Origin of the sequence: Pseudomonas sp. GZD-209 (assembly GCF_049310485.1) — a bacterium.
Taxonomy (GTDB): domain Bacteria; phylum Pseudomonadota; class Gammaproteobacteria; order Pseudomonadales; family Pseudomonadaceae; genus Aquipseudomonas; species Aquipseudomonas sichuanensis.
Genome location: NZ_JBMOWQ010000253.1, coordinates 1 through 16,544, shown reverse-complemented (window position 1 = coordinate 16,544; position 16,544 = coordinate 1). Strand labels below are relative to the sequence as shown.

At 63.5% G+C, this 16,544-nt stretch carries 19 protein-coding genes and 1 pseudogene; 8 read left to right on the top strand and 12 right to left on the bottom strand.

All coding sequences use genetic code 11. The annotated features are described in order from the left end of the window. Window positions 1-687: 687 nt before the first annotated feature. Window positions 688-1,254, bottom strand: coding sequence for an AAA family ATPase (locus tag ACO6VM_RS25100; protein ID WP_401060943.1), 567 nt, complete (start codon window positions 1,252-1,254; stop codon window positions 688-690). Between the two features lie 194 nt (window positions 1,255-1,448). Here ACO6VM_RS25100 and ACO6VM_RS25095 point away from each other — a divergent pair, with 194 nt between their 5' ends. Next, on the top strand, window positions 1,449-1,928 hold the full coding sequence (locus tag ACO6VM_RS25095) for a cysteine hydrolase family protein (protein ID WP_110995253.1): 480 nt from the start codon (window positions 1,449-1,451) through the stop codon (window positions 1,926-1,928). Here ACO6VM_RS25095 and ACO6VM_RS25090 read toward each other — a convergent pair. Then, the gene (locus ACO6VM_RS25090; protein WP_401060928.1) at window positions 1,918-2,358 is read right to left on the bottom strand and encodes a hypothetical protein; all 441 of its coding nucleotides are present in this window, start codon (window positions 2,356-2,358) and stop codon (window positions 1,918-1,920) included. The genes ACO6VM_RS25095 and ACO6VM_RS25090 overlap by 11 nt on opposite strands. Before the next feature lie 163 nt (window positions 2,359-2,521). On the opposite strand from ACO6VM_RS25090, the gene ACO6VM_RS25085 reads away from it, so the two are divergent. The 4 genes from ACO6VM_RS25085 (at window position 2,522) to dsdC (ending at window position 7,121) form a co-directional block, all read left to right on the top strand. Continuing rightward, on the top strand, window positions 2,522-3,163 hold the full coding sequence (locus ACO6VM_RS25085) for a TetR/AcrR family transcriptional regulator (RefSeq protein WP_390967933.1): 642 nt from the start codon (window positions 2,522-2,524) through the stop codon (window positions 3,161-3,163). Between the two features lie 40 nt (window positions 3,164-3,203). Further along, complete coding sequence (locus ACO6VM_RS25080; protein ID WP_401060930.1) at window positions 3,204-4,706, top strand: MDR family MFS transporter; 1,503 nt, start codon at window positions 3,204-3,206, stop codon at window positions 4,704-4,706. A gap of 126 nt (window positions 4,707-4,832) precedes the next feature. After that, on the top strand, window positions 4,833-6,167 hold the full coding sequence (locus tag ACO6VM_RS25075) for a D-serine ammonia-lyase (RefSeq protein WP_401060931.1): 1,335 nt from the start codon (window positions 4,833-4,835) through the stop codon (window positions 6,165-6,167). A 12-nt stretch (window positions 6,168-6,179) separates the two neighbouring features. Then, window positions 6,180-7,121, top strand: coding sequence for a DNA-binding transcriptional regulator DsdC (gene dsdC, locus ACO6VM_RS25070; protein WP_401060933.1), 942 nt, complete (start codon window positions 6,180-6,182; stop codon window positions 7,119-7,121). Window positions 7,122-7,253: 132 nt separating this feature from the next. Here the strand turns inward: dsdC and ACO6VM_RS25065 are convergent, their stop codons facing one another. The 3 genes and pseudogenes from ACO6VM_RS25065 to ACO6VM_RS25055 form a co-directional block, all read right to left on the bottom strand. Beyond that, window positions 7,254-7,760: a GNAT family N-acetyltransferase gene (locus tag ACO6VM_RS25065; RefSeq protein WP_401060945.1), complete on the bottom strand. Its 507-nt coding sequence runs from the start codon at window positions 7,758-7,760 to the stop codon at window positions 7,254-7,256. Window positions 7,761-7,763: 3 nt separating this feature from the next. Continuing rightward, a pseudogene (locus ACO6VM_RS25060) lies at window positions 7,764-8,321 on the bottom strand (HD domain-containing protein); the annotation flags it as partial. A 72-nt stretch (window positions 8,322-8,393) separates the two neighbouring features. Further along, window positions 8,394-9,296 (bottom strand): DMT family transporter, encoded by a 903-nt coding sequence (locus ACO6VM_RS25055; RefSeq protein WP_401060935.1) that lies wholly within the window; start codon window positions 9,294-9,296, stop codon window positions 8,394-8,396. A 502-nt stretch (window positions 9,297-9,798) separates the two neighbouring features. Between ACO6VM_RS25055 and ACO6VM_RS25050 the strand changes: the two genes are divergently transcribed. The 3 genes from ACO6VM_RS25050 to ACO6VM_RS25040 are packed head-to-tail and all read left to right on the top strand — an operon-like array spanning window position 9,799 to window position 11,281. Next, on the top strand, window positions 9,799-10,284 hold the full coding sequence (locus ACO6VM_RS25050; RefSeq protein ID WP_422403962.1) for an Hcp family type VI secretion system effector: 486 nt from the start codon (window positions 9,799-9,801) through the stop codon (window positions 10,282-10,284). Further along, the gene (locus tag ACO6VM_RS25045; RefSeq protein ID WP_422403961.1) at window positions 10,281-10,997 is read left to right on the top strand and encodes a DUF4225 domain-containing protein; all 717 of its coding nucleotides are present in this window, start codon (window positions 10,281-10,283) and stop codon (window positions 10,995-10,997) included. Before ACO6VM_RS25050 ends, ACO6VM_RS25045 begins: the two co-directional genes overlap by 4 nt. Beyond that, window positions 10,994-11,281 (top strand): hypothetical protein, encoded by a 288-nt coding sequence (locus ACO6VM_RS25040; RefSeq protein ID WP_401060940.1) that lies wholly within the window; start codon window positions 10,994-10,996, stop codon window positions 11,279-11,281. The genes ACO6VM_RS25045 and ACO6VM_RS25040 overlap by 4 nt, the downstream gene beginning before the upstream one ends. Before the next feature lie 196 nt (window positions 11,282-11,477). Here ACO6VM_RS25040 and ACO6VM_RS25035 read toward each other — a convergent pair whose 3' ends face one another. From ACO6VM_RS25035 to ACO6VM_RS25005, 7 genes are all read right to left on the bottom strand, one after another. Continuing rightward, window positions 11,478-11,615, bottom strand: a complete 138-nt coding sequence (locus ACO6VM_RS25035; protein WP_167409849.1) for a PA0050 family protein — start codon at window positions 11,613-11,615, stop codon at window positions 11,478-11,480. A gap of 41 nt (window positions 11,616-11,656) precedes the next feature. Continuing rightward, on the bottom strand, window positions 11,657-11,797 hold the full coding sequence (locus tag ACO6VM_RS25030; protein WP_110995256.1) for a PA0050 family protein: 141 nt from the start codon (window positions 11,795-11,797) through the stop codon (window positions 11,657-11,659). A gap of 105 nt (window positions 11,798-11,902) precedes the next feature. Beyond that, entirely contained in the window at window positions 11,903-14,101 is a 2,199-nt protein-coding gene (locus tag ACO6VM_RS25025; RefSeq protein ID WP_422403960.1) for an OsmC domain/YcaO domain-containing protein, read from the bottom strand. A gap of 112 nt (window positions 14,102-14,213) precedes the next feature. Beyond that, window positions 14,214-14,501: a DUF3077 domain-containing protein gene (locus tag ACO6VM_RS25020; protein WP_422403959.1), complete on the bottom strand. Its 288-nt coding sequence runs from the start codon at window positions 14,499-14,501 to the stop codon at window positions 14,214-14,216. A gap of 34 nt (window positions 14,502-14,535) precedes the next feature. Next, on the bottom strand, window positions 14,536-14,793 hold the full coding sequence (locus ACO6VM_RS25015; RefSeq protein ID WP_422403958.1) for a hypothetical protein: 258 nt from the start codon (window positions 14,791-14,793) through the stop codon (window positions 14,536-14,538). Window positions 14,794-15,600: 807 nt separating this feature from the next. Further along, window positions 15,601-15,945 (bottom strand): hypothetical protein, encoded by a 345-nt coding sequence (locus ACO6VM_RS25010; RefSeq protein ID WP_422403957.1) that lies wholly within the window; start codon window positions 15,943-15,945, stop codon window positions 15,601-15,603. A 16-nt stretch (window positions 15,946-15,961) separates the two neighbouring features. Then, on the bottom strand, window positions 15,962-16,366 hold the full coding sequence (locus ACO6VM_RS25005; RefSeq protein WP_110995235.1) for a hypothetical protein: 405 nt from the start codon (window positions 16,364-16,366) through the stop codon (window positions 15,962-15,964). Between the last annotated feature and the right edge of the window lie 178 nt (window positions 16,367-16,544).

Here is a 16,544-nt window from a genome sequence, read left to right as displayed (position 1 = left end):
TCAAAAACAGATCAAGAGCAGATCAAGAGCAGATCAAGAGCAGTGATACGGCCATCTAGGTTCCGCTGTTTTTTATGTATTGCTTATTCGGGTCCTATCGCCGGCAAGCCGGCTCCCACAGGTACAGCGCAAGTCTGAAAGTTCGCACTAACCTGTGGGAGCTGGCTTGCCAGCGATTGCAATCCTGAGTTCCCAACCCATCCAACTAGCGACAGCTAACGCCAGCCCAGGCGCCGCCCCTAACTTCGCGACTTCAGGAGGCTGAGCGTAGGCGTCTGGAGGGCCCTGGTGCGCAGCACCCTTCGGCGCAGCCGAAGGCGCGAGATGTAGACTTGCGCAGCAAGTCGGAGGCCGCGCGGGCCCGGAGGACGCCGGAGCGAAGGGACCCCGAAGCGCAGCGTAGGGGCCGTATGATGGGAGCGAGCGGCTTTGGTTACTTTGGCCAAGACCAAAGTAACCCGCCGTAAGGGCGGAAAGGTGACTACGCGTCGACATCGCAAATGAATGCACACACATATATAAAAACAGCCAACCAACCAATCGACAGAACATCTAATAAAACAATCAACCAGCCAATCAATCAACTGATTAACTGATTAACTGATTAACTGATTAACTGATTAACTGATTAACTGATTAACTGATTAACAACCTAACCGCAAAATATCTAACGGCAAAATTCCGCCATCAAACCGAACGCCGCCCCTGCATCCCATCACCAACTACCCCCCTCCCCCCAGCCCCATCCAACTCCCCAAGAAACCCCGCAATCTCCCGCCGCCCCCGCAAATGCACCACAGGCACCCCAGGCCCAATCGCCACCCGCATCGCCTCGATCCCCCGCCGGTAGGCCCCATCGAACCCCCAGACAAACTTCAAGAACTGCACAAACTCCCAGTTCAACCGCTCACTGCAGCCAGCCGGCAAGTCCGCCCGCGGCCGCCGGCTCAACGACCGCAGCACCACCCGCTTCAGGCACACCCAGCGCGGCGTATCCAGCCAAATGATCACGTCCGCCCGCGGCAACCGCAGGTCGAACGTACGCCGCGAATAGTTGCCCTCGCACACCCACGCATCCTGCGCCAGCGCCGAGCGCACCTGATCACGGAACACCTCGGCCTCCGGCTCCACCCAGCCCGGCGACCAGAACAACCGGTCCAGGTGCACCACCGGCAACCCCCAACGCTCGCCAATGGCCCGTGCCAGGGTCGATTTGCCGCTACCGGAATTGCCCAGTATCACGATGCGCTGCATATGCATTCCCTCGCTGCAAAAAAGCCGACGAGTGTAACGCCGAGGCACAGCGGCTGGCAGAAGCCGTTGCTCGCGAAATGCCAGGTGAAGCCACAGGGTTTTGCCACAGGACAGGATCAGCATAGAAGCCTTCGGCGGTGATCGCGGCGCGACGTTATACTCCCCGCCCCTGCAACCCGGACCGGACCCCATTCATGCGGCAAGCCCTGCTCATCGTCGACGTGCAATCCACCTTCAGCCCTTCGGAAAAGCTGGTGGACGGCATCCGCGCGCTGTCGGCGCACATCCCCACCGTCGCTTCGATCGAACTGCACGACGAACAGGCCACGCCGTTCCAGCGCCAGCTCGGCTGGCACCCGGCCAGCGAGGACGTGGCGCTGGTCGAGGCCGACAAGGTGTTCGTCAAGCACGGCTACGGGCAAACCGCCGAAACCCTCGAATACCTCAAGGGCCTGGGCGTCGAGCGCGTGCTGGTGTGCGGCCTGCAGACCGAAACCTGCGTGCTGGCCGCAGGCTTCGCCCTGTTCGATGCAGGGCTGTGCCCGACCTTGATCACCGACCTCACCATGGGCTCCTCCCTGGACCGCTCGGGGCAGTTGGGCATCAGCCTGTGGCAACACCACTTCGGCCAGGTCACCACCGCCGCCGAAGTGATCGCCGGGCTCAAGGGCTGACCTGATACCCCCGCCCCTGCAGGCAACCACTGTAGGCACTGGCCTGGGCCTCGTCCTGGCCGCGGCGGTCCTGACGACGCTCCTGGCGTTGGCGCATGCCACCCACCGCGGCACCGGCGGCAGCCGTTTCACCCGCGCGGTTCTGCCGGTACTGCTGCTTGGCATCGTCGCTCATGCGGTCGTATACCTCGTCGTGCTGGTTGCCGCGCACCTGGGCACCCGCAGCGCCCGCCACCGCCCCGGCGGCGGCGCCCTTGACCCGGCCACCGACATGCGCGCTGCTGTTCGCCGAACTGCTGGCGACGCTGTTGCAATCGGCCATGTCCTGCTGCATCTGCTGGCTGCTCTGGCCCTTGAGCGGCGTGACGGTCTGGGCCTGGGCCGATGCCGCCAGCAGCAACAGCAGGCAGCCCCATGTGACTGTTCGCATGTTTCACCTCCACTCGATTGAAGTGCCGACTGACAGAATAGGCCCGCCAGCATCCTGCAAGGCTCCCGAGGCCGACCTCTCGTCACCCTGAAATAAATTTAAATTGAATTTAAATTTAGACCCGCGCAAGCTCCGGCCACCACCCCATCCTCGGAGCCCGACCATGGCCACAGCCCCCCGCGAACCGCGCAAGGACGGTGAAGCCACCCGCACGCGCATTCTCGAAGCCGCCGGCGAGCTGTTTGCCGCCCAGGGTTTCGCCGAGTCCAGCAACAAGGCGGTGGCCGCCAAGGCCGAGGTCGACCTGGCCTCGATCAACTACCACTTCGGCAGCCGCAACGGCCTGTACCTGGCGGTGCTCGACGAAGCGCGCCGGCGCTTCCTCGACATCAGCAACCTGCAACGCATCCTCCAGGCACCTCAGCCGGCCACGGACAAACTGCGCGCACTGATCGAGCAGGTGGTGCACAAGGCCAGTTCAGGCCGGGGCAGCTGGCACCTGCGGGTGCTTGCCGCCGAACTGCTCACCCCCAGCAGCCATGGCCAGGCCTTGCAGGGCACGGCGCCGCAAAAACTCATGCTGCTCAAGGGGCTGTTCAGCGAGATCAGCGGCCTCGCCCTCGACGACCCGGCGCTGACCCGCTGCATCCTCTGCGTCACCGCCCCCTGGGCGATGCTGCTGATCGGCCCGCGTGGCGGCTCCGGGGCCGTCCAGGAAATCCTCGGCATGCCCCCCGCCCAAGTCTGCGAGCAGTTGTACCGCTTCGCCCTCGCCGGCCTGCGCGACGCCGGCCAAGGTCGCTGAACCCTTGTCCATGCCAATCTCCCCTCGCCCAGGCCACCCCATGACAACCTCATCCACTGCGCTCGAACGCGATGCCCACCCGCCGATCCCCTTGCTGCTCGGCGCCCTGCTGCTGGTGATGTTCCTCGCCGCATTGGACCAGACCATCGTCTCCACCGCCCTGCCCACCATCGTCAGCGAACTGGGCGGGCTGCGCTGGTTGTCCTGGGTGGTCACCGCCTACCTGCTGGCCTCCACCGTGGTGGTGCCGTTGTACGGAAAGTTCGGCGACCTGTATGGCCGCAAGCGCGTGTTGCAGGTGGCCATTGTGCTGTTCCTGTTGGGCTCGGCACTGTGCGGCATGGCCCAGAACATGACCGAACTGGTGCTGCTGCGCGCCTTGCAGGGGCTGGGCGGTGGCGGGCTGATGGTGGTGGCGATGGCGGCCATCGGCGATGTGATCCCACCCGCCGAGCGTGGTCGCTACCAGGGCCTGTTCGGCGGCGTGTTCGGCCTGGCCACGGTGGTCGGGCCGCTGATCGGTGGCTTTCTGGTCGAACAGCTGTCGTGGCGCTGGATCTTCTACATCAACCTGCCCCTGGGCCTGCTGGCGCTGCTGGTGATCGGCAGCGTGTTCCGCCCGCACGTGGCGCGGGTGAAGCATGTGATCGACTACCTTGGCGCGTGCTTCCTCACCCTGACCCTGGCCTGCGTGGTGCTGATCACCAGCCTTGGCGGCAACCTGCTGGCGTGGGGCTCCCTCGACATCCTGTGCCTGTCGCTGTTCGCGCTGATCGGCCTGGTGGGCTTCATCCATGAACAGCGCCGGGCCGCCGAGCCGATCATGCCGCTGCACCTGTTCCGTCACCGCACCTTCGCCCTGGCCGGGCTGATCGGCTTCATCGTCGGCATGTCGCTGTTCGGCTCGGTGACCTTCCTGCCGCTGTACCTGCAGGTGGTGAAAAACGCCACGCCGACCAGTGCCGGGCTGCAGATGCTGCCGCTGATGGGCGGGCTGCTGGTAGTGTCGGCCATCACCGGGCGGCTGATCAGCCGCTGGGGGCGCTACCGGATGTTCCCGATCCTCGGCACCTTGCTGCAGGCGATTGCCCTGGCCCTGCTCAGCCGGCTCGACGAGCACACGCCGATGGCGGTGATGAACCTGTACATGGGCTTGCTCGGCGCCGGCCTTGGGATGGTCATGCAAGTGCTGGTGCTGGCCGTGCAGAACAGCGTCGAGCCGCGCCACATGGGCGTGGCCACTTCGGGGGCGACCCTGTTCCGCTCGATCGGCGGCGCCATCGGCGTATCGGTGTTCGGCGCCCTGTTCTCCCATGCGCTGCTCGAACGCCTGGCGCAGGCGTTCCCGGCCGATGCCCCGGCGCCGACCAGCCTGTCACCCGAGCAGGTGCATGCCCTGGCCGCGCCCCTGCAACAGGCCTACCTCGCCGCCTTCTCCGGGGCGATGCATGGGGTGTTCCTGGTGGCCTGCCTGGTCACCTGCCTGGCCTTTGCGCTGAGCTGGCTACTGCGTGAAGTGCCGCTGCGCAAGGCGGTGGCTTGACCGCCGCCGACGCATGACACCCGGTCATGCATGGCCTGACGATCGATCGTTTGTCCGGCCCCGTGGCGCTACGCTCTAATGCGCGAAAACAACGACACCTCGCACGGAACAACCCAGGAACTACCCATGATTCTCGGAAAAACGCTTGAAGCCTGGTGCCAGAGCCACCCTCTGATTCGCGAGCTGGTGGCCTTGCAGCCGACCCGCTGGTTCAACCCCGGCATCGCCCCTGCCGCCCAGGCGCTGCACGATGTCGGCCTGGACGCCGCCGACGTTGCCGCCGCCAGCGCCCGGCTCGCGCGCTTCGCGCCCTACCTGGCCACGGTGTTCCCGGAAACGGCGGCCAGCGGCGGCATCATCGAGTCACCGATCCGCCCGCTGCCCAGCCTGCAACGTGCCCTGCTGCAGGAAGCCGGCCTGCCGCCCAGCGGCGCATTGTGGCTCAAGGCCGACAGCGAGCTGCCAATCTCCGGCTCGATCAAGGCCCGTGGCGGTATCCACGAAGTGCTCAAGCATGCCGAGGACCTGGCGCTGGCTGCCGGGCTGATCACCCTGGCCAGCGACTACCGGACGCTGGCCAGTGACCAAGCGCGGGCGTTCTTCGGGCAGTACAAAGTGGCCGTCGGCTCCACCGGCAACCTGGGCCTGTCCATCGGCATCATGAGCGCCAGGCTGGGCTTCCAGGCGACCGTGCATATGTCGGCCGATGCCCGTCAGTGGAAGAAGGACAAGCTGCGCAGCCATGGCGTGACGGTGATCGAATACGCCTCGGACTACAGCGTGGCGGTGGAGCAAGGGCGCCAACAAGCCGAAGCTGACCCGGCCTGCTACTTCGTCGACGACGAGAACTCGCCGCACCTGTTCCTCGGCTACGCCGTGGCCGCCGAGCGCCTGGCCAGGCAGTTCACACAAGCGCAAATCTGCGTGGATGCCGAACACCCGCTGTTCGTCTACCTGCCCTGCGGCGTGGGCGGCGGACCTGGCGGCGTGGCGTTCGGCTTGAAGCTGGTGTTCGGTGACCACGTGCATTGCCTGTTCGCCGAGCCGACCCATTCGCCGTGCATGCTGCTGGGGGTGTACACCGGGCTGCACGACGCGGTCAGTGTGCAGGACTTCGGCATCGACAACCTCACCGCCGCCGATGGCCTGGCGGTGGGCCGGCCTTCCGGGTTCGTCGGCAAGGCCATGCAGCGGTTGATCGATGGCTACTACACCGTCACCGATGAAGAACTCTATCGCCTGCTGGCCCTGGCCCACGACCTTGAGCAGGCGCGCCTGGAGCCCTCGGCGCTGGCCGGCGTGCCGGGCCTGCTGCAGGTGCTGGGCGCGGCGCAGTACCTGCAGTGCAATGGGTTGACGCCTGCACGCATGGCCAAGGCCACGCACCTGGTCTGGGGCACTGGCGGCAGCATGGTGCCTGCCGACGAATATGCCGCTTACCTCGCCAAAGCGCGCAGCTGAACAGGAGCGCCCATGCCCGCCCCCGCCCACCTGCTCGCGCCGAAACTCAATGGCGCGCACCTGGCCAACCTGCATACCTTCCTGATTGCGGCCCGGCACCTGAGTTTTGCCCGGGCGGCCGACGAGCTGTGCCTGACCGCCAGCGCGGTGAGCCATCGGATCGGCCGGCTGGAGCAACAGCTGGCGCTCAAGCTGTTCCACCGTTTGCCGCGCAAGGTCACGCTTACCGAGGATGGCGAGCGCGTGTTCCAGATCATGCAGCGCACCATGGATGCGCTATCTGAAGCCGTACACGAGCGCGCCCATGGCCAGGTGGCCGGGCAACTGACCTTGTATGTGCGGCCATCGGTGGCGCAGTGCTGGCTGGTGCCGCGGCTGGCCGAGTTCACGGTGCAGTACCCGGATATCCAGCTGGACATCCGCGTCGGCAACGAGAGCATCGACTACCGCACCCGCAAGGTCGACCTGGCGCTGTGCTATTCGGACGGGCATTACCCGGGGCTGGTCAGCACGCCGCTGATGGCGGAGCGCATCGCGCCGGTGTGCTCGCCCGAATACGCCCGGCGCCATGGGCTGCAGGGCGGCATCCAGGGGTTGGGCGGCTGTACCTTGCTGCACGATGTCGCGGCCTGGGACAACGCGGCGCACGATGCCGAGTGGCGCGCGTGGTTACAGCGCATGGCGCTGGATGTGCCGCTGCCGGAGCGCTTCCTCACCTTCGACCGCTCCGACCTGTGCAGCCTGGCTGCGGTGAACCATGCCGGCATCGCCATTGGCCGTGAACAGTTGGTCAAGGCGCGTATCGGCAACGGCGAGCTGATATTGCCGTTTGGCGACTTCGTCGCGGCGGACCGCTGCGGCTATTACCTGGTGCACCCGCCCCACGAGCCGATGCCACGGCGGTTGCAGGTGCTGATCGAGTGGTTGCAGCAATCGGCCATGGGAAGCAGCTGATCGCTCGCAGGCATTGCATGTTCTTTGTAGGAGCAACTGTCTTACTCAACTGCTAAAGCTAGCGCGATCCCTGTGGGAGCGGGCTTGCCCCGCGAACACGGGCGAAGCCCGTGCCACCCTGCGCGGGCGCGCTCAGGCCTGTGCTTCGAACGCCGGGTGATAGCTCACCTGACCGCTGGGTACCGGCCCGGCCAGGGCGAGGGCCTGGAAGTACTGCGCCGGCACACCGGGCAGCACCAGCGCCGGCTCGGCCTTGAAGCCGAAACGCCCGTAGTAGGCCGGATCACCCAGCACCACACAGCCCTGACCACCCTGGCGCCGCAGCTCGGCCAACGCGGCCTGCATCAACGCCGTGCCAATGCCCTGGCCCTGGCGCGACGGCGCCACGGAAATCGGCCCCAGGCCGAACCAACCGTTGGCGCCGGATGTAATCGTCACCGGGGAAATGGCGACATGGCCGACCAGCGCCCCACCCTCCTCGGCAACCAGCGACACCGTGAGCTGCCCGGCCTTGCGTAGCGCCGTGACGATGAACTGCTCGGTGTGGCTGCTATGTTCGGCGTTGGCGAAGGCCGCCTCTGTCAGCCGGCTGATGGCGTCGATATCGCCGGGCTGCTCGTCACGGATGTTGAGGTTCAGCTGCAGATTGCAGCGGGTGTCGGCGTCGATCAGCTGGCGCAGTGCCGCGAACAGCGGGGTGGCCGCCGTGTAGCGCTTGCCGTAGCTCAGGTTGAAGGCGTAGTCGAAATCCGGCGGGTTGCGGCCCTGGTTGTGCTGCAGCAGGGTTTCGAGTTTGTCCAGCGCCCTCACCGCCTGGGCTTCCGGCGAGGCGGCGGCTTCGTAGTCTTCCCACAGCGCCAGCAGCGCGGCCTGCAGCGGCGCGTCCAGGCTGGACAGCAACGTCTTCAGGTCGGTGCGTTCCTGCTCGCTCTTGTCGGGGAACGCATGCTTGCTGATGGCCGGGATATCACCATGGATGGCTTCGCCCAGGTCATGGATGACACACATCCTGAGCACCTTGAGCAGGTCCAGGCCGGCCAGTTCGTCGGCGAAGGTCATGGCCATCAGGCACAGGCGCCAGGTGTGCTCGGCGGTGCTCTCGGCCCGCCCGGACGAAGTGTGCGCGCTTCTGAGCACGCTTTTGAGTTGCTCCGCCTGGCGCAGGAACTCCAGGCGGCCGTGCAGTTTGTCGATGTCCATGTCGTTACCCTCCAGATTGCAGCCTGGCACCATAAACCATGCGCGCCCGGGCAGGTAGAGGGTGTTGCCGGCTCAGTGGGTCGGTGCCTTGCGCCAGGCGCAGCACACCGTGGCCAGCACGATCAGCGCAGCGCCCGCCGCCATGCGCAGCGACGGCTGTTCGCCGAACAGCCACCAGGCGCAGGCGATGGCGTACACCGGCTCCAGGGCGATGATCATGCCCGCGGTGCGCGCCTGGAGCCCGTCCAGGCTCTTGACGAACAGGAACTGCGAAAGCCCGGTGCAGAACACCCCCAGCAGCGCCAGGTTGATCCAGTCCGAGGCGCTCAGGCTGCTGGTGGCCAGGTGGCTGAAGGCCAGCGGCGCCACGACGATCGCCACCACCAGGTTCTGCCAGAACGACACCTGCAGGGCGTTCATGCCCGCCGGGCGACGGCGGTTGGCCACCGCCAGCAGGGCGAACGCCAGGCCCGAGGCCAGGCCCCACAGCAGGCCTACGGTGCCGCTGTCGAGCAGGTCGAACGAGGGCACCACCAGCACCAGGCCGGCCGTGACCATCAGCAGCAACAGGGTCTCGACCGCACCGATGCGCTCGCGGAACACCGCCACGTCGATCAGCGCGATGAACGCCGGGAAGCTGGCGAAGCCAAGCGTGGCCACGGCCACGCCGCCGACCTTGACCGCCACGAAGAAGGTCAGCCAGTGGGCGGCGAGCAAGCCACCAGTCACGGCCAGTACCGGCAGATTGCGCCACTTCAGCGCATCGAGCAGGCGCGTGCCCTTGAGCCCGGCGACAAATCCCAGGGCGATGAAGGCGAAGGTGGCGCGGCCGAAAGTGATCAGGCTGGCATCGGCCTCGATCAGTGCGCCAAGGATGCCGGTAAGGCCAAACAGCACGGCAGCGATATGGGCGACGAGCAACGCATTGCGGTGGCCGCCCGACGAATCGGCGGCAGAAACGGTGGTAGCGATCATGGCAGTCAAGTCTCACAAGCACGCGCACGCAGGCCGTCGACGGCAAGGCGCACGTTGGGGGTTGTTCGGGTTTTCTAGTTATGTATGCCTGCCGGTGGTCCGGGGCACGGGGCGCCGCAGCGTTGGAATTGTGAGACGAGGCTGCTTACTCGTAGATGTCGCGCCAGCCAGCCCGTGGCGCAGGGTTGACCGATGGATCAATTATTCGGTTTTGCCGGTGGCGGGAGCAGATTGGCAAAGACGCGTGCTTGTCTGAATGCGACGCGCGCGGTGGCGGGGAGCGACATAGCCCTTGGCCAGAAGCCCACTGTCTTGCTCAACTGCTAAAACTAGCGCGATCCCTGTGGGAGCGGGCTTGACCCGCGAACACGGGCGAAGCCCGTAGCACCCAAGCTCGATAAACAAAGCGTTCCGCGAAGGCCGAATAATTCAGAAGCGTCCGGCATACACGCCCTGAGTGTTTTCGTAGGCTGCAATCCTTTCTCTACAAGGAGTGCAGCCCATGGCGTTCAACGGATACATGAGTATTACCGGCAAGCCGCAAGGTTTGATTTCGTCAGGCTGCAATACCCAGGCGTCCATCGGCAACAGGTGCCAGATCGCGCACCAGGACGAGATCATGGTGATGTCGTTCAGCCACGGCATTTCCAACCCGGACAACACCCAGCGCGGCACCCACCACCCCGTTGTGGTCACCAAGCTCATCGACAAGTCCACGCCCTTGCTGGCCCAGGCCGTGGACAGCCGGGAAGTGCTCGACTGCGATATCCAGCTGTACCGCATTCATCCGGCAGGCCATCGGGAGAAGTACTTCACGGTGAGGCTGGAGGGCGCGGTGATCGTCAGCCAGGAAATGGATGTGCCCCATGCGGTGCTCTTGACCGATCAGGACGCCGAGGAGCGGCTGCTGATCAGCTATCGGACCATCAGCTGGATTCACCACGCCGCCGGTACCACCGGGTACGCCAGCTGGGGTGACCAGCTATGAGCCAGCGTGACGAAGAATATGGTGGGCGGCTGGATGAGGCGTATTGGGAGGTGAATGCGGCGGCGTCTCGGTTGATCAGCTATGGCTGTGGGATTAGTGCTAAACACCTGAGCGATCGGCGGTTGCGGATGCAGTTCAATCGTGAACTGGCTTATTACGCGCGGCGAGTTTTGGACGATGTGTACCATCGTAAAGCCAGTGCCGGGGATGCACTTATTGAGCTGAGGAATGAGAAAGATAGGCTGAAAGTTCAGTCGAGACGTATCGGCTTGCAGGCGGTGGGTGTCGTTGGCGGAACAGGTCAGGTCATTACCGGCGCTGGTATTTGTTATGGGTCGCTTGGGTTGCTGTGCGCAACTTTGGGGGCTCCAATGATCGCGCATGGAGGGAATAACATATATGAGAATGCCCGAGGGTTGTATGAGAGGCGAGATGATGTGAAAGGTCCGGTCAGGAAAGGCTATCAGGAGGTCTCGAAACGCTTAGGGTATACCGAACGGGAAGGGACACTAGCCTATTTGGCTGGTGATGGGGCACTGTCGATAGGTGGCTTAATTCGGTTAGTGCCAAAGGCAGATGCGTGGAAGCTTTACAAATACTATCTTGTTGACAAGGAATTGGCGGTGCGGCAGATGAGTAAGTCTGCCCTTGCTTTGGAAGGCCTTACGAGTGGCACAACTGCTTATCAGTTTAATGAAGAAACCAAGAAGTGAGCATCTTCGAGTTTGCGCTGGTGATTCTGATGGATGTACCGCTAACGTTATTGATTCGACGGCATTTTTACTCTGAACATAGCAGTGTGTTTCGGGAAGCACTAGCTCATTTGCATGGCTTTGCAACGGGGGCATTTTATATGTTGATTTTGAAAGATGACAAGACATTTTTCGTGAAAATTGATTATGGTGAAAACTTTTATCGGGACCTAATAGTGCTGAATGCGGGCACGCTGATTATGATTTTCTTTCATGTATGGTCTATTTCGGTACGCCACAAATGATTGGATCTTGTAGGCGGGTTTGCTTTGAGGGTAAGCGTTACACTGGTGCTGGGACGCTTTATAAACTTGCCAAGGAATATTGGACCATCCGCTCGGGAGAAGGCTACATGGGGGTGGCGCTTTAGTTGCGACTCATCAGGTGACCTCAAACAACAGAAAAGGGCTGCGAGGCAGCCCCATTCCTACAATGCAAAATTCACGGGCATTGGCAGGTAGATGGCCCGAATACCGGCCCTGCGCACGGATCCTTACCCGGCCCGAACACCGGGCACGAGGCCTGGGCGGTCAGCGAGAAACCCAGAGAAAACAGCACAGCCAACAGCACCTTCTTCATTTTCGACCTCCTGGTCTTTATTCGAACATTCCTTGTTTGCCTCAGGGGCAGACGCACTCGGTGGGGCCGAGCACAGGCCCCGCGCAAGGGTCCGGTTGCGGCCCCAGCACCGCGCAATCGGCGTACGCCGTCATCGAGCACATCCACAGCAACAGCGATGCCGCCAGCAGTTTGCCTTTCAACATGACCTCCTTGGTCCTGGTCTGTCCTTCGGTATGGCCGACGCACGATCCGCCGGCCCCGGGACAGCTAAGACCAGACCCGGCGATCGCGCCAGCTTTCGCTGATCAGCCCTGCAATCCCGCCGCCTTCGCCCGCGCCGCATGCAGCTTCTTGTAGCTCTCCACCAGGCGCAGGTGGCGGTCCAGGCCTTCGAGCTTCATGCTGGTCGGGGTCAGGCCGTGGAAGCGCACGCTGCCATCCACCGAGCCCAGCACCGCGTCCATTCGCTCGTTGCCGAACATGCGACGGAAGTTGTGCTCGTAATCTTCCATCTCCAGCTCGTCGTCCAGCACCACCTCCAGCACCACGTTCAGCGCCTGGTAGAACAGCCCGCGCTCAACGGTGTTGTCGTTGAACTGCAGGAACATTTCCACCAGTTCCTTGGCCTCTTCAAAGCGCTGCACCGCCAGCTGGATCAGCAGCTTGAGCTCGAGGATGGTCAACTGGCCCCACACCGTGTTGTCGTCGAACTCCACGCCGATCAGCGTAGTGATGGTGGTGTAGTCATCCACCTCGGCATTGTCCAGACGCTTGAGCAGCAGCTTCAGCGAGCGGTTGTCGAGGCTGTGCAGGTTGAGGATGTCGGCACGGAAACCCAGCGCGCGGTTGGTGTTGTCCCAGATCAGGTCCTCGACCGGGTAGATCTCCGAGTAGCCCGGCACCAGGATGCGGCAGGCGGTGGCGCCGAGGTCGTCGTACACCGCCATGTACACTTCCTTGCCCATGTCCTGGAGGATGCCGAACAAGGTGTCGGCCTCTTGTACGTTGGAGTCCTCGCCATGGCCGCTGAAGTCCCACTCGACGAATTCGTAGTCGGGCTTGGCGCCGAAGAAGCGCCACGACACCACGCCACTGGAGTCGATGAAGTGCTCGACGAAGTTGTTCGGCTCGGTCACTGCCAGGCTGTCGAAGGTCGGCTGCGGCAGGTCGTTCAGGCCTTCGAAGCTGCGGCCCTGCAGCAGTTCGGTGAGGCTGCGCTCCAGCGCCACTTCGAAGCTTGGGTGGGCGCCGAACGAGGCGAACACGCCGCCGGTGCGCGGGTTCATCAGGGTCACGCACATCACCGGGAATTCACCGCCCAGCGAGGCGTCCTTGACCAGCACCGGGAAGCCCTGCTCTTCCAGCCCCTGGATACCGGCGACGATGCCCGGGTACTTGGCCAGCACCTCCTGTGGCACATCCGGCAGGCACAGCTCGTCTTCGAGGATCTCGCGCTTGACCGCCCGCTCGAAGATCTCCGACAGGCACTGCACCTGGGCTTCGGCCAGGGTGTTGCCGGCGCTCATGCCGTTGCTCAGATACAGGTTTTCGATCAGGTTGGACGGGAAGTACACCGTTTCACCGTCGGACTGGCGCACGAACGGCAACGAGCAGATGCCGCGTTCCTTGTTGCCCGAGTTGGTGTCGTACAGGTGCGAGCCGCGCAGCTCGCCGTCTGGGTTGAAGATCGCCAGGCAGTGCTGGTCGAGGATCTCCTCCGGCAGCGCATCCTTGGGCCCAGGCTTGAACCACTGCTCGTTGGGGTAGTGCACGAACGGCGCGTTGGCGATGTCCTCGCCCCAGAACTGGTCGTTGTAGAAGAAGTTGCAGTTCAGGCGCTCGATGAACTCGCCCAGCGCCGAGGCCAGCGCGGCTTCCTTGGTGGCGCCCTTGCCGTTGGTGAAGCACATCGGCGACTGCGCGTCGCGCACGTGCAGCGACCACACGTTAGGCACGATGTTGCGCCACGAGGCGATCTCGATCTTCATCCCCAGATTGGCGAGGATCGCCGACATGTTGGCGATGGTCTGCTCCAGCGGCAGGTCCTTGCCGGGGATGTAGGTGGTGCTGTCGGACACCGGCATCAGCAGCGCCTGGGCGTCGGCGTCGAGGTTGTCGACCTGTTCGATGATGAACTCGGGGCCGGTCTGCACCACTTTCTTCACGGTGCAGCGATCGATGGAACGCAGGATGCCCTGGCGGTCCTTGTCGCTGATGTCTTCGGGCAGCTCGACCTGGATCTTGAAGATCTGGTTGTAGCGGTTCTCCGGGTCGACGATGTTGTTCTGCGACAGGCGGATGTTTTCGGTGGGGATGTCGCGGGTCTGGCAGTACAGCTTGACGAAGTACGCCGCGCACAGCGCCGAGGACGCCAGGAAGTAGTCGAACGGCCCCGGGGCCGAACCATCGCCTTTGTAGCGGATCGGCTGGTCGGCGATCACCGTGAAGTCGTCGAACTTGGCTTCGAGACGGAGGTTGTCGAGAAAATTGACCTTGATTTCCATGCGAGGGGGTACCAGGAAGCGGGGCGGAAAATGGCGGGTATTATCCGGGATTCGGCAGTGAATGTCTTGGCATGCCGCCGGGCGACCGGTAACGGGCCGCCCGGCCGGCCGTTCATGGGGTTTTGCGCATGCCCATGTGTGCGTCATCCATCAGGGCCTTGGCCAGATCGCCGAGAAAATACCCGGCCCAGACCAGTACCGGGTCGTTGTCCATCACGCCGATGAATGACGCCCGGCGGGCGCTGTCCAGCAGTTCGGAGGCTTGCTCCAGGGCGTGGTCGGCGCAGTTGCCGGGCTCTACGCGAAACAGCCGCTTGCCCTCGCCCACGCCCGCGATGCAAGTGGCCGAGCCGACGGTGTAGCCGAGTTTGCCGATGCCTTCGGGTAAGTCGTTTTTCATGTGAATGCCTCGATTGGGGGTTGAGTGCAGGCGCTCAGTGCAAGCCGTGCTCGCTGGGGTGTGCCCTGCGCTGCAACTGAGCCAGCGCGCATTCCATCAGGGTGCGCAGGGCTTCGAGTTCGTGCATCACGGTCATCAGCATGATGGTGGCCGGTGATCGGGGCAGGTAGGTGAGGGACTGATGAGCCACGGCCAGGCCGCACAGGGCGTGCTCCATGGCTTCGACCAGGGTGTCTTCGAGGTATTGGGGGGTATCGGGGGAATGGGGTGGGTCGGGGACGATTTTGAGCATGGCGACAGTCTCTAGTTGTGCTTATCGGACCACCACCCGATCACTTGCAGGTGAAGAGGTGGCGGCTACGTACGGGCCTGCAAGACCGGGGCAACTAGAGAAAGCCCGGCTGACCCGAAGGTCACCCGCACGCAGCCACCATAAAGCACAGTCAGGTGCCAGAAGCCGAAGACTGATGGTGTTGCTGATCTAGTTGTCCCGCACGGGCTTGCAGACCCGGCCGCTGAATTTGCAGCGGCGTGGCGAGACTAGACCTCAGTTCGATGGTGCAAAAGCCGTGGAAGCATGCTTCGGAAAGGACCTACGTAGAAGAGGGAAAATCCGATTCATTCATGTAGGACATGGGGCCGTCAGCGCGCACCTCGAAATCGAGGTGAACCAACAAGGCGGACCAGGTAATGGCACAGGAGAGACTGGCCCGAAACAAATGTGGGAGCGGGCTTGTCCCGCGATGCGCCGCGCGGGCGGCGCTCGATCTTGAGAACGCTGCAGATCTTTCGGCGTGCACCTGGTGACCCACATGCGATCCCAAGACAAGTCTTTAGGCGTCACACCGCTGGCCCTGGGTAATCAGATTGGGTTATGGCCACCAAGTGCACGTCGGAATATTGAGTGAAAGCCACCAGGTGCCTGCCGGTGTTTTTATAGCGCCTATGAGATCGAGCGCCGCCCGCGCGGCGCATCGCGGGACAAGCCCGCTCCTACATCTGTTTCGGGCCAGTCTTTCCTGTGCCATTACCTGGTCCGCCTTGTTGGTTCACCTCGATTTAGAAGTGCGCGCTGATGACGCTGCGCCAGACTCAAGACTTACTCCGCCCGAAAACTCCAAACAATCTCAACCACCCGCGAAGCCAGCACCAGATAAAGCACGCACAAGATCACCTGCAACACCGTGTGATAAGGCAACTTGGCCAACCGATGCAAGGTATCGCTGACATTGAGCAGCAACAGTAGCGCCGACACCAGGATCAACCCCCACCCGGTCAGGCTCGACACCCACAGCCCCAGCAGAATCTGATGGTTGCCATGAATAGCCTCGGTCCCCGCCGCAAACAGCAGCGCGCACACCAGCAAGTTCTTGAAGTTGTCGAAGACCTTGGTGCTCAGGTCGGCCTCAAGCAGTTCGAGGTACTTTCGCCACAGCCTGCGCATGGTCCGCGCTCCCGATTCAGCGGTTATAGCGAATGACGATGCCCTTCAACTTGCGCCCCTCGATTGAGCGGATATCGCGGTCCCACAACGGCCCGCTGACATAAGCCGCTACCGGCTGGATGCGGTCGTACACCACTACCACGGCATCGCCGCCAATGCCTGCAGCCTCGCTGCGCAATTTCTGCTCGATTTCACTGACCGAGGCCGACCCATCGGTACCGGCATCAACCACGATCTCGCCCAAGCGCACATGGGGCCGGGTCGGCTCGCTGCGCAGGATTTCCACGTTGCCCGGTAGGGTTGGCGCCGGGTGCGGCGCACCGACGTATTCAGTGGTGCGGGCGTCGATGCTGCTGCATGCCGTGAGGGCCAGGGCCAATGCGCCCAGCAGCATGGCGGGGACGAAACGATGCTTGAACATCCGTGATTCTCCTTGGGCAGCGTGGGGGAGCGCCAGAAAGAAGGATGGTCGAGAAATGCCTGATGGCAAGTGCAAGGTCCTGTCGGGGGGGGGGGGGGGGGGGGGGGGGGGGGGGGAAGGAGGGGGGGGGGAGGGGGGGGGGGGAGGAAGGGGGGGGGGGAGCGCGGAGGGGGGGGGG

Coding starts and splice junctions, on each gene's coding strand:
- ACO6VM_RS25100 (WP_401060943.1), bottom strand. CDS start 1,254: ATGCAGCGCATCGTGATACTGGGCAATTCCGGTAGCGGCAAATCGACC.
- ACO6VM_RS25095 (WP_110995253.1), top strand. CDS start 1,449: ATGCGGCAAGCCCTGCTCATCGTCGACGTGCAATCCACCTTCAGCCCT.
- ACO6VM_RS25090 (WP_401060928.1), bottom strand. CDS start 2,358: ATGCGAACAGTCACATGGGGCTGCCTGCTGTTGCTGCTGGCGGCATCG.
- ACO6VM_RS25085 (WP_390967933.1), top strand. CDS start 2,522: ATGGCCACAGCCCCCCGCGAACCGCGCAAGGACGGTGAAGCCACCCGC.
- ACO6VM_RS25080 (WP_401060930.1), top strand. CDS start 3,204: ATGACAACCTCATCCACTGCGCTCGAACGCGATGCCCACCCGCCGATC.
- ACO6VM_RS25075 (WP_401060931.1), top strand. CDS start 4,833: ATGATTCTCGGAAAAACGCTTGAAGCCTGGTGCCAGAGCCACCCTCTG.
- dsdC (WP_401060933.1), top strand. CDS start 6,180: ATGCCCGCCCCCGCCCACCTGCTCGCGCCGAAACTCAATGGCGCGCAC.
- ACO6VM_RS25055 (WP_401060935.1), bottom strand. CDS start 9,296: ATGATCGCTACCACCGTTTCTGCCGCCGATTCGTCGGGCGGCCACCGC.
- ACO6VM_RS25050 (WP_422403962.1), top strand. CDS start 9,799: ATGGCGTTCAACGGATACATGAGTATTACCGGCAAGCCGCAAGGTTTG.
- ACO6VM_RS25045 (WP_422403961.1), top strand. CDS start 10,281: ATGAGCCAGCGTGACGAAGAATATGGTGGGCGGCTGGATGAGGCGTAT.
- ACO6VM_RS25035 (WP_167409849.1), bottom strand. CDS start 11,615: ATGAAGAAGGTGCTGTTGGCTGTGCTGTTTTCTCTGGGTTTCTCGCTG.
- ACO6VM_RS25025 (WP_422403960.1), bottom strand. CDS start 14,101: ATGGAAATCAAGGTCAATTTTCTCGACAACCTCCGTCTCGAAGCCAAG.
- ACO6VM_RS25020 (WP_422403959.1), bottom strand. CDS start 14,501: ATGAAAAACGACTTACCCGAAGGCATCGGCAAACTCGGCTACACCGTC.
- ACO6VM_RS25015 (WP_422403958.1), bottom strand. CDS start 14,793: ATGCTCAAAATCGTCCCCGACCCACCCCATTCCCCCGATACCCCCCAA.
- ACO6VM_RS25010 (WP_422403957.1), bottom strand. CDS start 15,945: ATGCGCAGGCTGTGGCGAAAGTACCTCGAACTGCTTGAGGCCGACCTG.
- ACO6VM_RS25005 (WP_110995235.1), bottom strand. CDS start 16,366: ATGTTCAAGCATCGTTTCGTCCCCGCCATGCTGCTGGGCGCATTGGCC.